Raw genomic sequence first — 15,118 nt, 5'->3', positions numbered from 1 at the left:
ACCTCTGGAATGATGGAGATACCAATCCGGTGAAAGAAATCACACAACCTGGTAAGTACACCATCTCTGTAATGGATAAGTTCTGTTCTAAGATCACGATGGATAGTGTGAGTGTAAATGTAGCAGGCATCCCTGCGGTGCTGCTGGGTAACGATACGACCTTGTGTAAAGGTCAGACACTGACCCTGACGGTAAATGCGGGAACAGGTAACAGTATCAAATGGCAGGATGGTGCCACCACACCAACTTACCCGGTAACTGTGTCCGGTTATTACTCAGTAACAGTCTACAATGATTGTGGTACTGCTACAGACCAGATAGCTGTAACGTTTAAAGAATGTGACAATAAACCACAATTCCCGAATGCCTTCACACCAAATGGCGACGGTAACAACGATACATTCAAACCAGTGGTTAACGGATCAGTATATGATTACGAATTCCATGTTTTCAATCGTTGGGGTCAGGAGGTATTTAACAGTAAGGACTCCCAGAAGGGATGGGATGGCAGATTCGGCGGACGCCTTGTAGACAATGGAACTTATGTGTGGTTGCTGACCTATAAGAAAACCTTAGGTGGATCAGTGATCATAGCAAAAGGAGAAGTAACCGTACTCCGATAAAAAATACAAACAGGCAAGGCGTCACGAGGCGCCTTGCTCATTACAAAGCATAAAAAAAGGTTGGAAGAATTATCTTCCAACCTTTTTCATTCAGCTATCAGCTACTAATACAGTAACCTTGCTTTAATAGTATGTTTCACTTCTCTCAGTAATGAAAATGCTTCTTTCGATAATTTGGTATCCACATCCAGCACCACATAACCAATAGTGTCACTTGTCTTCAGATACTGACCAAGAATATTGATTTTATTCCGGGATAACACCGTATTTATTTCAGATAATACACCCGGTACATTCTCATGAATATGAAGGATCCTGTGTGTATGATCAATAGCCGGAACATTGATAGCCGGAATAGTATGAGAACCAAAGCTGGCCCCTTTTTCCAGGTAGTTCAGCATTTTACTGCTTACATCCAGGCCAATATTATGTTGCGCTTCTTCCGTACTTCCCCCGATATGTGGCGTTAAGATCACATTCGGTAATTTCTGTAAAGGAGACGTAAATACGGCGCCGTTCTTTTCAGGCTCTACCGGGAATACATCTATGGCAGCACCGGATAACTGGCCGCTTACCAGCGCATCCTTCAATGCATCCAGGTCAACCACCTCACCACGTGCGTAATTGATGAAAATAGCCCCGTGCTTGGCATGAGACAGTACCTCCTTGGTAATCATATTATTGGTGCCTTCCGTAGACGGTACATGCAGGGAAATGATATCTGAATGTTCAAACAGTGTTTCCAGTGTTCTCACCTGTACCGCATTACCTAATGGCAGTTTGGTCTCCACATCGTAATAAAGCACGTTCATACCCATTGCTTCCGCAAGGATGCTCAACTGACTGCCTATATTACCATACCCTACAATACCCAGCGATTTACCGCGCAGTTCATAACTGCCTTTGGCTTCTTTCATCCATTTCCCCTCATGGGCAGCAGTATTCTTGTCCGGAATACGGCGTATCAGCATGATCGATAACCCTATCACCAGTTCCGCTACAGAACGGGTGTTGGAATATGGGGCATTGAATACGGTTACTCCATGCTCCGTGGCGTTTTTCAGATCTACCTGGTTGGTGCCTATACAAAAGCAACCGATGGCTTGCAGCTTGTTTGCTGCTTCCAGTACTTTCCGGGTTACATGTGTTTTGGAACGGATACCTAACAGATGTACATCTTTTACTTCGCGGATCAGATCTTCCTCATTCAGTGCGCCCGACAACCTTTTTACGTTAGCATACCCAGCCGATGTAAACTCTGCTGCTGCAGCATCACTGATATTTTCCAACAATAAAATATTAATCTTCTCCTTCGGATAACTTGTCAACTTTTGCTGATCCATATCTTATAATTTATATATTTCCCTATGCTTTTCAATTGGCTTAATAATTGATATAAGGGGCAAACAGGTCACAAACCTAAAAGATGTTACGCAATAATCAAACAGTTGGGCTGTCAAATTTAATTTCGTCAAAAATGTGCCCCTATTTAGGCACTTTTTTCAAATTTTTAGGCTTTAAAACTTAAAATACCTTTAAAATTGCACATTCCTACCTCTTTTTTTTGTGTAACAAGTCATTAGGTCATAAATTTAACGCTTACGCTTATAATACGAATCGTCTCTAACTTGCAGAATGAAAGCAGCACTTATCGTACTAACTATATCCGGGATTACATTTTCAGCCGTATCCGCATGCAGCAGCAATGCAGCGAATAATAGGAAAAAGACAGCAAAACAAGATACTACCATTAGTAAAGCGGTTCCTGATGAGCTTACAGCAGCAGTGTTGAGCTCCCCTCATACAAAAGCACAACAGCAGGAACTGGCCAACTTTTACCAAACCCAGCTATTGAGAGGAGGATTTAACGGATCTATTATAGTGGCTAAAAAAGGAGTTGTCATCTTCGAACAATACCATGGCCTGGAAAATTATCGTACCAAATCATCTTTCATAACAGACAGCTCTTCCTTTCAGATGGCTTCCGTTTCCAAAACATTTACTGGTATGGGTATCATGTGGCTGGCCGAAAGACAGAAACTGAGCCTGGATGATAATATACAGAAATACATTCCCGGATTTCCATATATGGGCATTACCCTTCGTATGCTCCTTTCACACCGCAGCGGTTTACCTAATTACCTTTATTTCTGCGATAGCATATGGCCGGATAAGGATAAATTCCTGACCAATGACGATGTAATTGCCCTGATGGAAAAACATAAACCACCGGTGCAGCATCAGCCCAATACCCATTTTCAGTATTGTAACACCAACTTTATGCTGCTGGGTTCTGTGATTGAAAAAGTAACCGGACAAAAATACGCCAACTTCATGCAGCAAACGTTCTTTGCACCTCTGGGCATGAATAATACCTTTGTATATGATCCTTCTACAGCGGCCCGTCCTCATCAGACCGTGAGCCATAAATACAATGGCCAGGCGGAACCGGATACTTATTTTGACGGGGTGATCGGCGACAAAGGCATTTACAGCACCGCACAGGATATGCTGAAATGGGACCAGGCCATGTATAGTGATAAAATCTTCAGTCCCGAAACTATCAAGGCGGCTTATACCCCCTATAGCCATGAAAAAGCAGGTGTTCGTAATTATGGATTAGGCTGGCGGCTGATGGTTTATCCGGACAGCAGCAAGATCGTTTACCATAACGGATGGTGGCATGGCAATAACACCGTATTCTACCGTATTATAAAAGATACGACCACTATTATCATCCTGGGAAATAAATACAACCGTAATATCTATCATGCCGTGAAACCGATCAGCGCTATTATGGGACACGGTAATGGTGATGAAGAAGGAGAGGAATAGGATTTACCCTCCGTGTTTCCTGTTCGGTAATACATTTTCCCTTGTCCAGGGAATGATCCCTGTAAAAGCATGTTTACGTACCGGGCATTCCGTCAGCTGACAATAATGACAGCAAACAGGGATACAGGGATCTATATGAATAAAGAACTCGGTCTCTCCGGAAGTAAATTCAGTATTTACCAGCCGTTCTATGACCTTCAGCTCTTCATGTCCTTCATTTAATTCCATGTAATAAGGCATGGTGAGATGGCAATCAATATGATAGTTATTACCATACTGCTGCACACGCATATTATGTACATCGATCCACTCCGGACGACGATGAGTTGATAGTATACTGATCACATTATCCACTACCTGCATATCTGTTTCATCCATCAGACCTGAAATGGAGCGTCGTAATAACAGGTACCCCTGCCTGAGTATCAGTGTGCCCAATAGCGCAGATGCCAGGGGATCTATCCATGTCCATCCGGTAAAATTAATGAGCAATAAGGCGGCTACTAACCCTCCACTGCTATACACATCCGTCATGATATGCTGTCCATTGCCGGAAATAGTAACGGACGCTGTCTGTTTGCCATAATGCAGCAGGTACAGCCCGAGAAAAAGATTGCAGAGAGCGGTAATGGCTATTATCCAGATACCCTTGTCCACATGCTCCAGGGTAGCAGGGATAAAGAAATACTGCCCTGCCTTAAATAAGATCAGACAGCCTGCAATGAAAATCATTGCGCCTTCAAAACCAATAGAAAAAAACTCAACTTTCCCATGCCCGTAAGGATGGTTCTCATCTTTGGGCTTACCGGTAAGATAAATACTGTAACATGCAAATGTACCTGCTACTACATTAATAATAGATTCCAGTGCGTCAGAAAGGATAGCGACCGAATGCGTAAGAAACCAGGCGGTGAACTTAGTGCCTGTTAATATAAAACTCACGATCAGCGATATCAATATGACACGCAATTCTTTTCTCTTCAAAATATTAGATTGATGCACAAAGAAAAGGAAAATAATTACATATATATAAATGAAAAAACCCGGAACGAAAGCTCCGGGTTCATTTGATATAATTGCACCAAGTAATTAAAGATTATTCCGGTTTGCTTTCCGGCGGCGTGGCAGGAGCTGCAGGTACTACAGGTCTGCTTTCAGAAGCTGCGGGAGCAGGACGTGGCTCTCTGGCTGCGTCTCTCTGTTCACGTGCTGCCTGGCGATGTTCCTGACGTTCCTGGCGTTCTTCCTTCGCTTCTTTGGTATCCATCTTCTTCTTAGCGGTTTTAGGCGCGAAGATGGCAATCATACGTTTACCTTCCATGGTCGGCATACCTTCCAGCACACCTACTTCTGCCAGCCTTTCAGCAAACTTCAGCAGGATCAGCTCTCCACGTTCTTTGAACATGATAGCACGACCTTTGAATTGTACATATGTTTTTACCTTGTTACCATCCTTCAGGAACTTCTCAGCATGTTTTGCTTTAAAGTCGAAGTCATGGTCATCCGTATTAGGCGTAAAGCGGATCTCTTTCACCTCGCTTTTGTGCGCCTTCGCCTTCATATCCTTTTCCTTCTTCTTCTTCTCGTAAAGGAATTTATTATAGTCTATGATACGGCATACGGGAGGTACGGCATTCGGGGAAATTTCAACTAAGTCTAACCCTTGCTGTTCTGCCATATGCAGGGCTTCCTCTGTGCGGTATACACCAACCTCAATGTTCTCTCCAACTAATCGCACCTCAGGTACACGGATCATCCTGTTAGTACGATGTTCTTGTTGCTGTTCTCTGCGAAAATTGGGGTTTCTTCCTCCCCTGTTAAAACTACTTGGTCTGGGTCCTTGTGGCATTAAAAAGAATAAAATTACTAAATTAATAATTGTCCATAATCTTTAATGATAGTCATAAATATCTGACTTTTAACCAGATTAATACCGTACGAACTATCTTATTTTAATATGGACTTCAAGCAATTAACGTACCCGAAAATACAAAAGTTCAATCAGTTAAAAATATATTTTATGAACCTGTGTATTTCTGAACGTCTATTCAAAAGGTCTCTTGCTCGCTACTTCCTCTTTTACCAGTTCAATGAACTGTTCAAGGTCCATAACGCCGATATCTCCTTTTGCCTGGCGGCGAACAGCAACTTTATTATCAGTTGCTTCCTTTTCACCTAACACCAGCATATAAGGTACTTTAGCCAGTTCTGTTTCTCTGATCTTTTTCCCTATTTTTTCGTTACGATCGTCAATTTCAGCGCGAATTTCCGCATTTTTTAACAAATTCGCTATTTTTTCTGCATATTCCTGGTTCTTCTCACTGATAGGCAATATTTTAACCTGTGTAGGTGTCAGCCAGAGCGGGAACTTTCCTCCGCAATGTTCTATCAGCACAGCTATAAACCTTTCCAGTGATCCGAACGGTGCACGGTGGATCATTACCGGGCGATGCTTCTGATTATCAGCGCCAATGTATTCCAGCTCAAAACGCTCAGGAAGATTGTAGTCTACCTGTATGGTTCCCAACTGCCATTTACGGCCAAGGGCATCCTTCACCATAAAGTCGAGCTTAGGACCGTAAAACGCGGCTTCCCCATACTCGGTTACTGTTTTAAGACCTTTTTCAGCTGCGGATTCGATAATGGCCTGTTCTGCCAGGTTCCAGTTCTCGTCTGTTCCGATATATTTACTTCTGTCCTCTTTATCGCGTAAGGATATCTGTGCGGTAAAGTCTGTAAAGCTCAGACTGTTAAACACATACAATACCAGATCTATCACTTTCAGGAACTCATCCTTTACCTGGTCCGGGCGGCAGAAAAGGTGCGCATCGTCCTGAGTAAAGCCTCTTACACGGGTTAAACCATGCAGCTCACCGTGCTGTTCGTAACGGTACACGGTACCAAATTCAGCAAAACGCACCGGTAAGTCTTTATAGCTCTTAGGGCTGGTCTTGTATATTTCACAATGGTGCGGACAGTTCATTGGTTTCAGCATGAACTCCTCACCTTCTTCAGGTGTATGGATCGGCTGAAAACTGTCTTTCCCGTACTTTTCGTAGTGTCCTGAAGTAATATACAGGTTCTTGTTACCAATATGCGGGGTTACTACCGGCAGGTAACCGATGTCCGTCTGTGCCTTTTGTAAAAAGCTCTGCAGGCGTTCGCGCAGCATCGCTCCTTTTGGCAGCCACAAAGGCAAACCTAATCCTACCTTCTCGGAGAAAGCGAACAATTCCAGTTCCTTACCCAGCTTACGGTGGTCACGTTTCTTAGCTTCTTCCAGCAGGTGCAGGTACTCGTCCAGCTCTTTCTGGTTAGGATAAGTGATACCGTAAATGCGGGTCAGCATCTTGTTCTTCTCGTTCCCGCGCCAGTATGCACCGGCTATATTGGTCAGTTTTATTGCTTTTATAAAACCTGTATTAGGGATATGAGGTCCCCGGCACAGATCCGTAAAGTTCCCTTGTGTATAAAAGGAAATAGAACCGTCCTGTAATTCATTGATCGTTTCAATCTTGTACTGGTCGCCTTTTTCGGTAAAGTACTTCAGTGCATCTTCCTTACTCACTTCCTTACGCTCGTACACACTGTTTTCCTTTGCGAGAGATACCATTTTAGTTTCGATCTTTCTGAGATCTTCATCAGAAATGGTACGGTCTCCCAGGTCTATATCATAATAGAAACCGTTTTCAATAGCAGGACCGTATCCAAACTTAACACCCGGGTACAGGGATTCCAGGGCTTCTGCCATGAGGTGGGCAGAAGAGTGCCACATGGTGGATTTACCTTCCGTATCCGTCCAGGTGAGTAATTGCAGGGTACTATCCGTTGTTATTGGCCGGGCCATGTCCGTGACCTGCCCGTTCACTTTTGCTGCCAAAACTTTTCGTGCCAATCCCTCGCTGATGGATTTGGCAATGTCCATTGCAGTTACTCCTGCTTCATACTGACGAACTGCGCCATCCGGAAATGTAATGTTAATCATACTGTTGAGCTGTTATTCTTCAGCTATTGTTGTTTGCTTTTACGTTGCTTATAAAATTGGCTTGCGAAGTTAAGTAAATTGATGGGCATTTTTTACATCTGTTAAAATAAGGGTTACACACTGTTGGGTTGCACAGGGCGAAGTTAACAGGCAGGACTGCATCAACACTACAGCAAGCTTAATATTTAAGACTATCGGTTACCTGTACACAGGAAAGCATATCCTTCCCGAAATATGGATTCTGCCGTTCGGTGCTCTTACTGATCCAGTAAGCTCCCCGGTCATTAAAGGCCATCGGGCAATACTGGCGGTAAACGGTTTTACCCTTTAAACCAGTGGTTTTCACCAGGTCAAACAGCATATCAGACACCATTTCAAAGGCGGCCCTCTTGTTTTCCATGGTCTTCTCCCCCTGCATGCCGGTCAGTTCCGCACTGATACTGCCGGCATTGGTTTTCATCTGTTCCAGGTGACTGGAATCCATTTGCAGGGTATGTAGTGGCAGACTATCAATATGCTGCCTGAGTAATCCCGCCCATTTATCGGCATAAGTGATATTTCCTTCCGTTAAACCTTCCGTCAGGTCATAATAAGTATCCATGGTTACCTGTAGAGAATCATAGAACTCCGCGGCATAAGGGGCCTGCAACACTCCCTGATCAGCCTGTTTTTCCTGCTGTTCCTGCTTCGCAGGCTGGTTACACGCGGTCATGATCAGTACATAAAAGAGTAATGATATAGTAATAATGCCCTTCATATTATATATTCGCTTTTTGTGGCAAAGATAAAGCACTACCTTTGCACCTTTCAATTAATTTACACAATGCTGATAGCACTTCAGGATATTACTTTTGAGTTTGGCGCAAGAGCCATTGTAGAGAATGCCTCCTGGCATATTGTACCAGGTGACCGTGTTGGATTAATAGGTATGAACGGTACCGGGAAGTCTACTATCTTACGGGTTATCAATGGGGAATACTCTGTTTCTAAGGGTAGCGTGAACAAGATCAAGAACCTTTCTCTTGGATTTTTCAACCAGGACCTGCTGAGTTTTGAATCCGATGATTCTATCCTGGAAGTTGGTATGACCGCCTTCGAGGAAGCTCAGAAGATCGAAAAAGACATCGAACGCATCACTAAAGAGCTGGAACACAACCAGGAAGAAGCCCTCCTGATCGAATTCAGCGATAAGCTGCACCAGTTTGAAGCGCTGGATGGCTATAACATGCGCCATCGCTCTGCACAAGTGCTTGAAGGTCTGGGTTTTAGCACCGCTGACCTCGACCGTCCCTATAACCAGTTTTCCGGTGGATGGCGTATGCGCGTACTACTGGCTAAACTGATCCTCCAACAGCCGGACGTGCTGATGCTCGATGAGCCTACCAACCACCTTGACCTTCCTTCTATCGAATGGCTGGAGAAATACCTGCAGAGCTATAACGGGGCGGTGATCATTGTATCGCACGACCGCTACTTCCTGGACAGGATGGTGAACAAGATCGTGGAACTCTATCAGCAGCAGCTCCATCATTACACCGGTAGCTATGAGGATTATGAGGTAGAGAAGGAAATGCGCCGCGAAATGCAGCAGCGTTCTTTTGAAAACCAACAGGAATATATCCGTCAGCAGGAACGTTTCATTGAACGTTTCAAAGCCAAAGCATCCAAAGCTGCCCAGGCACAGAGTGCGATGAAAAGACTGGACAGGCTGGATAAGATCGAACAGGTAGATGGCGGTCCTTCCAAAATCAGGATCACTTTTACACCGGATAAAGTACCGGGTAAAATCATTGCTACCCTCAACGATGTAAGCAAGAAATTCGGCGCCTTAACTATATTGGATAACGCCCGTGCTGAAATCAGCCGTGGTGATAAAATAGCGCTGATCGGTGCGAACGGTAAGGGTAAGTCTACCCTGCTGCGCCTGATCGCAGGTACAGACGAAATGGAAGGCGAACGCATCCCGGGCCATAACGTAGTGACCAGCTTCTACGCTCAGCACCAGCTGGAAAGCCTGGACCTCGACAGCGAGATCCTGGATGAACTGAAAAACTGCGGTAGCGGACGTTCTGAAGTAGAACTCCGCAATCTGTTAGGTTGCTTCCTGTTTACAGGTGATGATGTGTACAAGAAGATCCGTATCCTTTCCGGTGGTGAAAAAGCACGTGTGGCACTGGCCAAAACGATCATCAGCCAGGCGAACTTCCTGCTGCTCGATGAGCCTACCAACCACCTGGATATGAACTCCGTACAAATGCTGATTGATGCATTATCCAAGTTCGACGGTACTTATGTTCTCGTATCGCACGACCGCTATTTTGTGAGTCAGACGGCTAATAAAATATGGGAAATCGTAGATGGGGAGATCAAGGAATTTAAAGGCACCTACACCGAGTGGGAAGACTTTAAAAAGCGTCAGGCGGAGACCTTAAAGCAACAGGCAGCGGCTGCCAAACAACTGGCGAATGCTTCTGACAGCAATGAGTCAAAAAAAAAAGAAGTAAAAGCAACGCCAGTAGTTAATACCCCTGTTAAAGGAGTAGCGATCGATAAAGATAAAAAGAAGGAAATCCAGAAACAGCAGCGGCAGTTCCAGCAACTGGAAGAGCAACTGGCTGCTTTAAATACTAAAAAGGCATCTCTGGAAGAAGCGTTGAACAATCCGGAAATATATGCGGATAAAAAACGCTTCCAGCAGGTAGAATCTGAATATGCCCAGATAGGAAGAGACCTGAAAAAGGCAAACGAAGAATACGAAAAGGCGTTCGAAAAGCTGATGGAACTGGAAGGGTAACAAGGATACATAATACGGGGTCCCGTGTTTGTAGGATAAAAGCTAATGCTAAATGATGCAAAAGATACTGGTAGTAGAAGATGAAGTCAAAGTAGCAAATGCCGTTAAAAAGGGGTTGGAAGAGAATGGCTTTGAAGTGGATGTTGCATACGATGGACGCATGGGCAAAAGCCTGGGCGCCAGCAATAACTACGACCTGGTGATCCTCGATCTGAACCTTCCCCATAGCAACGGATATGAAGTATGCGACGTGATCCGCCGCCGGAACAGCCGCATCCCTATTATCATGCTCACTGCCCTGGGTGGGATGGATGATAAAATGCAGGCATTTGAAATAGGCGCCGACGACTACCTGGTAAAACCTTTCGACTTCAGAGAACTGCTGGCCCGTATCCGCGTATTCCTCAAACGCGCAGGATCAGAAGTACAACAGAACTCCCAGTATAAAATAGTGATCGCAGACCTGGAAATAGACCGGGAAAAGAAAGAAGTGATAAGAGGTGGTAAAAAGATCCCCCTGACCGCCAAGGAATACCAGCTACTGGAATTCCTCGCCCTCCACAAGGGGAAAGTAATTTCCAAACTGGTCATTGCTGAAAAGGTATGGGATATCGACTTTGACACCGGTACCAATGTGATAGAAGTATACATGAACTTTCTCCGTAAAAAGATAGATAAAGACTTTCCCAATAAGCTCCTGCATACTAAAACAGGGATGGGATATTTCCTGGCCGAAGAGTGAAGATCAAATATAAAATAGCGCTTTCCTACGCCATTTCAGCATTCGTACTGCTGAACACTTTTGCTATTCTGGCATATTATTTCTCTGCCCAGTCACGCCAGGCAGAATACCTGGAACGCCTGGAATACCGCGCCCGTTCCATTGCCAACGTGATCATTGAAGATGATACGGTGAAAATAGACCTGCTCCGGAAACTGGATAAAACCACCTTCCAGGACCTCTATAAAGAAACCATCCTGGTATACAATCCTTCATACGACTTACTCTACGCCAACCTGAAAGACACGGCCATCCGTACTTCCCGTTACCTGCTGGACTATATCAGAAAGAACGGGGAATTCAGTCATGAAAGGGCTAACGGAGAACTGGTAGGTGTATATTATACAGAAGGAAGTGTATCCGTTATCGTAATTGTTTCCTCTTTTGATAAATATGGGTTCCAGAACCTGCAGAACCTAAAACGTATCCTCATAATAGAGATCATCGTAGCTGTAATCCTGCTGGTCATCATCGGCTATTTCTTTGCCCGGAATATGGTGCAGCCCATAGACAAGCTGGTCCGGCAGGTGAAGACCATCAACGCCAATAACCTGCAGGGGAACAGTGTAGACGCCAAAGGGAAAGATGAGATTGCCCAGTTGGGGGCCAACTTCAACACCATGCTGCAACGCCTGAGTGATGCATTTGACCTGCAAAAGAGTTTTGTAAGTAATGCTTCCCACGAACTACGTACCCCCCTGTCTGCTATTATCAGCCAGTTGCAGGTAACGTTATCCAAGGAACGAACGAAAGAAGTCTATCGGGATATCCTGGCCTCCGTACTGGAAGATGCGGAGAACCTGTCGGACCTCAGTAACGGACTGTTACAACTGGCACAGTCAGAATTGAATCAACAGAAATTCATTTTTAATAAAGTAAGGATAGACGAACTGCTGCTGGAAATGGGGAACCTGATCAGGCTGAAGCGCAGTCCTGTAAATGATAACAGCCGGGGCCCCAAAGTGGACATCCGTTTCCTCAAAGTACCGGAGCAGGATACAGAACTGATCTGTGAAGGAAACGAAAGCCTGCTGAAGGTGTTATTCTTTAACCTGCTGGATAATGCTTTTAAGTTCTCCAAGGACAATGCCGCACATGTGAGCATCGACTTCTTCACCCATAATATACAGGTCCAGGTTACGGACAATGGGATCGGTATCCTGCCGGAAGAACTGAATAAGATCTTCGAACCTTTCTACAGGGGCGCTAATGCGCAGAAGACCCGTGGACACGGATTAGGACTATCCATCTGTAAAAAGATCGTTCTGCTGCATAAAGGGCATATCTCCGTATCTTCCATCGCCGGTAAAGGCACCACATTTACCGTTATACTTCCCCACACTTATCAATAGTTGATTACATAATCTTCGCGCAAGCTGTTATTGGTCAATAAATACACCTTATCTGACGTGAATATCAGGTGAAGTTAAATTGAAAAACAAATCCTGGACCCATATTCCAACGCAAAATCAGGGAACTAAACAGTCAGATACAGTGTATTTATGACTAATAACAGCTTAACATTTTAATCACTTTTTAATTATCCTTAAAGGCCCCTTTAAGTAGTAATGCGGAGCTTTGCACCTATTCTACCATGATATATGAATTGCAATTTTCTTCTCTGCCTTTTATTCACCTCCGGAATGTACCTGCAGGGATGTAAGCATCCTCAGGTAGAAGGTGGGGTAACGAAGAAGACTTTTGTACTAAGTGATACCATGCTGAAAACGATCAGGATAGATACCGCCGATTTGGAGCCTGTATTTATGGAGCTCCATTTTTCAGGGAAAGTAGCAGAAAAGGAAAACACGGGTATAATCGTGAATGTAGCGGCCGCGGATCTATCTCATGTAACTAAAGGATTTACGGCTGATGTGGTAACAGCCTCCTTACCCAACAAAATATTCCATGGTACGGTGGATGGGGTTAATACCCTTACCGATACTTTATCACAAACAGGACAACTCAGTATAAAAATGGATTTCGCCGGAAAAGCGCTGAAACCCGAAATGTTCACCAAGGTGGTACTTCGCTGTGATGAGGGAGACGATATGGTAGCCGTTCCTGAAGGAGCTGTCATCGAAGATCACAGTAAGAATTTTGTGCTTGTATTTAAAGATAAGTACAATATCCAGGTGCGGGAAGTAGAAACATACACTACATCAGGTGATGTTACCTACATCAGTAAAGGGCTCAATGCCGGCGAAAGTGTGATATCGGCACATCAGCAGCAGATTTATAATGCGCTGAGTGATAATTAAATTTTAGTTCGCATATAGGTTGATAGAATGGACATGCAAACACAGCGCATTCAGATGTATCATTTGTTTGAACTGTTTTCATGCTCAATTACTCCGCCCCGCCGCAGAAGAAACAACGCGGGGCGGTTTTTTCATTTTATTTCTCATTCAACCGGCGTCTTATCCGTTGTTTGGACTTATTAAAGATCATCTGTCCTTTATCAATTCCCTTTCTCAACTCAGCCCTTTCTTCCTCCGGCAAATGTAAAACTGACTGACATTCAGTACTGCAACAACCTTCATACTTAGCCGCGCATTCGTCACACTGGATGAATAACAAATGACATCCATCATTTTTACAGTTGGTATGTGTATCACTGGGTTTACCACACTGGTGACACTGACTGATCACATCTTCCGTGATCCGCTCTCCCAGCCTGTCGTCAAATACAAAGTTCTTCCCTTTGAATTTAAGCGGCAAGCCCTGCTCCTTAGCCTTATTCGTATACTCTATAATACCTCCTTCCAGGTGGAATACATTCTTAAACCCGTTATGCAGCATGTAAGCCGACGCTTTCTCGCAACGTATACCACCAGTACAGTACATCACGATGTTTTTATCCTTTTTGTCCTGCAGCATATCTACCGCCATGGGCAGTTGTTCCCTGAAAGTATCGGACGGGACTTCGATAGCCTGTTCAAAATGCCCCACTTCGTACTCATAATGGTTCCTCATATCCACAACAATGGTATCCGGATCTTCTGTCAGCTCGTTAAAAGCCCTGGCATCCAGGTATTTACCCTTGTTGTCCATGTCAAAAGTGGGATCTTCGATCCCATCAGCCACTATTTTATCCCGTACTTTGATTTTCAGCACCCAGAAGGATTTACCGTCATCGTCCACAGCGATGTTCAGGCGGATGCCGTTCAGGAAAGAGATGGCATACAGGCAGCTTCTGAAGGCTTCAAAGTTATGCTCAGGGATGCTTACCTGTGCATTGATGCCTTCATGTGCCACGTAAATGCGGCCAAATACGCCCAGTGCAAACAGCTGTGCATATAGCTGATCCCGGAAAAGATTTGGATCTTCGATTTTTGCGTATTGGTAAAATGAGGTGGTAACGCGCCGGAATGATTCGGCTGCAAGCTGCTTTTTAAGCAGATCTGCGGAGACTCTGTTATGTAATACCATTGGCTTATAGAAATTTTAAGAACACTTGCCTTGTGAGCAAAATTTCAGTTTAACCGGGGTAAAACCCGGTTGAAGCCGCAAAGTTAACAAAATCTCTTAAATTTTTCAGCCCCGCCAGGCTTCTGTTTCTTTAGACCATTCGTACAGAATCGAAGTAAGATAGTAGGCTGCCGCGCTGATTACCAGCACATAACCCGCAAATCCTATTGTCATAAAAGCCTGCAAATCCTTCCATCCACAAAGTTGCGCAACATAAGCCAGGGAAGCCATGAGTACGCCAATGATAAATACGACGAGTGTAATCTTTTTCATGAGGGTTCCATTTATGATTATGATTAACACTAAAGTTTGATAGATAATGCCAGTAAACTGGCTTGAATTGTGCTTAACATATCTATAACATGCCACAGTTGGAAATTGTTCAATGGATAAAATTCATATCAGAACCTTTGCAACTATCTGATTTATATCGTATATGAATTATTTTTAAGTTGGCATTCTTTTTGAATCAATGGTTCCGGACAAGCAAATTTTAGTGTTACCCAAAAATGTTAATTATGAGTACAGTTTTTCTTTACATCGCCTACCTGATAGTGGGTTTATGGATATACCGCCTCCTGGCTTACTTTTACGATCGTGATCCGAAAGCTAGCTACAAGACAAGGAAA

Annotated in this window: 13 protein-coding genes; 6 read left to right on the top strand and 7 right to left on the bottom strand. The window is 44.1% G+C overall.

Features of this window, described 5'->3' with window-relative positions; translation table 11 throughout:
- Positions 1-623, top strand: a 623-nt coding sequence (locus tag GO495_RS31425) for a T9SS type B sorting domain-containing protein (RefSeq protein ID WP_157303923.1), incomplete at its 5' end; no start/stop codon positions are given.
- Between the two features lie 104 nt (positions 624-727).
- Here the strand turns inward: GO495_RS31425 and serA are convergent.
- Positions 728-1,966: a phosphoglycerate dehydrogenase gene (gene serA, locus GO495_RS31420; RefSeq protein WP_157303922.1), complete on the bottom strand. Its 1,239-nt coding sequence runs from the start codon at positions 1,964-1,966 to the stop codon at positions 728-730.
- Between the two features lie 292 nt (positions 1,967-2,258).
- Here serA and GO495_RS31415 point away from each other — a divergent pair, with 292 nt between their 5' ends.
- On the top strand, positions 2,259-3,458 hold the full coding sequence (locus GO495_RS31415; RefSeq protein ID WP_157303921.1) for a serine hydrolase domain-containing protein: 1,200 nt from the start codon (positions 2,259-2,261) through the stop codon (positions 3,456-3,458).
- A 3-nt stretch (positions 3,459-3,461) separates the two neighbouring features.
- Here the strand turns inward: GO495_RS31415 and GO495_RS31410 are convergent, their stop codons facing one another.
- From GO495_RS31410 to GO495_RS31395, 4 genes are all read right to left on the bottom strand, one after another.
- Positions 3,462-4,442 carry a cation diffusion facilitator family transporter gene (locus GO495_RS31410; RefSeq protein ID WP_157303920.1) on the bottom strand — a complete coding sequence of 327 codons (981 nt, stop codon included), beginning with the start codon at positions 4,440-4,442 and terminating at the stop codon, positions 3,462-3,464.
- Between the two features lie 112 nt (positions 4,443-4,554).
- On the bottom strand, positions 4,555-5,307 hold the full coding sequence (gene infC, locus GO495_RS31405; RefSeq protein WP_157303919.1) for a translation initiation factor IF-3: 753 nt from the start codon (positions 5,305-5,307) through the stop codon (positions 4,555-4,557).
- 195 nt (positions 5,308-5,502) lie between these two features.
- The gene (gene thrS, locus GO495_RS31400; RefSeq protein ID WP_157303918.1) at positions 5,503-7,443 is read right to left on the bottom strand and encodes a threonine--tRNA ligase; all 1,941 of its coding nucleotides are present in this window, start codon (positions 7,441-7,443) and stop codon (positions 5,503-5,505) included.
- Between the two features lie 178 nt (positions 7,444-7,621).
- Complete coding sequence (locus GO495_RS31395) at positions 7,622-8,200, bottom strand: DUF3347 domain-containing protein (RefSeq protein ID WP_157303917.1); 579 nt, start codon at positions 8,198-8,200, stop codon at positions 7,622-7,624.
- 66 nt (positions 8,201-8,266) lie between these two features.
- Here GO495_RS31395 and GO495_RS31390 point away from each other — a divergent pair, with 66 nt between their 5' ends.
- The 4 genes from GO495_RS31390 to GO495_RS31375 all read left to right on the top strand — a co-directional run bounded on the left by GO495_RS31390 (position 8,267) and on the right by GO495_RS31375 (position 13,279).
- On the top strand, positions 8,267-10,237 hold the full coding sequence (locus GO495_RS31390; protein WP_157303916.1) for an ABC-F family ATP-binding cassette domain-containing protein: 1,971 nt from the start codon (positions 8,267-8,269) through the stop codon (positions 10,235-10,237).
- Between the two features lie 52 nt (positions 10,238-10,289).
- Positions 10,290-10,979 (top strand): response regulator transcription factor, encoded by a 690-nt coding sequence (locus GO495_RS31385; protein WP_157303915.1) that lies wholly within the window; start codon positions 10,290-10,292, stop codon positions 10,977-10,979.
- On the top strand, positions 10,976-12,370 hold the full coding sequence (locus tag GO495_RS32565; RefSeq protein WP_157303914.1) for an ATP-binding protein: 1,395 nt from the start codon (positions 10,976-10,978) through the stop codon (positions 12,368-12,370). Before GO495_RS31385 ends, GO495_RS32565 begins: the two co-directional genes overlap by 4 nt.
- A gap of 249 nt (positions 12,371-12,619) precedes the next feature.
- The gene (locus GO495_RS31375) at positions 12,620-13,279 is read left to right on the top strand and encodes an efflux RND transporter periplasmic adaptor subunit (RefSeq protein ID WP_157303913.1); all 660 of its coding nucleotides are present in this window, start codon (positions 12,620-12,622) and stop codon (positions 13,277-13,279) included.
- Positions 13,280-13,415: 136 nt separating this feature from the next.
- On the opposite strand, the gene trhO is transcribed toward GO495_RS31375, so the two are convergent.
- A complete protein-coding gene (gene trhO, locus GO495_RS31370; RefSeq protein WP_157303912.1) occupies positions 13,416-14,450 on the bottom strand; it encodes an oxygen-dependent tRNA uridine(34) hydroxylase TrhO in 1,035 nt (344 codons plus the stop codon).
- 105 nt (positions 14,451-14,555) lie between these two features.
- The gene (locus GO495_RS31365; RefSeq protein WP_157303911.1) at positions 14,556-14,762 is read right to left on the bottom strand and encodes a hypothetical protein; all 207 of its coding nucleotides are present in this window, start codon (positions 14,760-14,762) and stop codon (positions 14,556-14,558) included.
- Positions 14,763-15,118: the final 356 nt, after the last annotated feature.

This window comes from Chitinophaga oryziterrae, assembly GCF_009758125.1.
Classification (GTDB): Bacteria; Bacteroidota; Bacteroidia; order Chitinophagales; family Chitinophagaceae; genus Chitinophaga; species Chitinophaga oryziterrae.
This window is presented reverse-complemented; position numbering and strand designations above follow the sequence as displayed.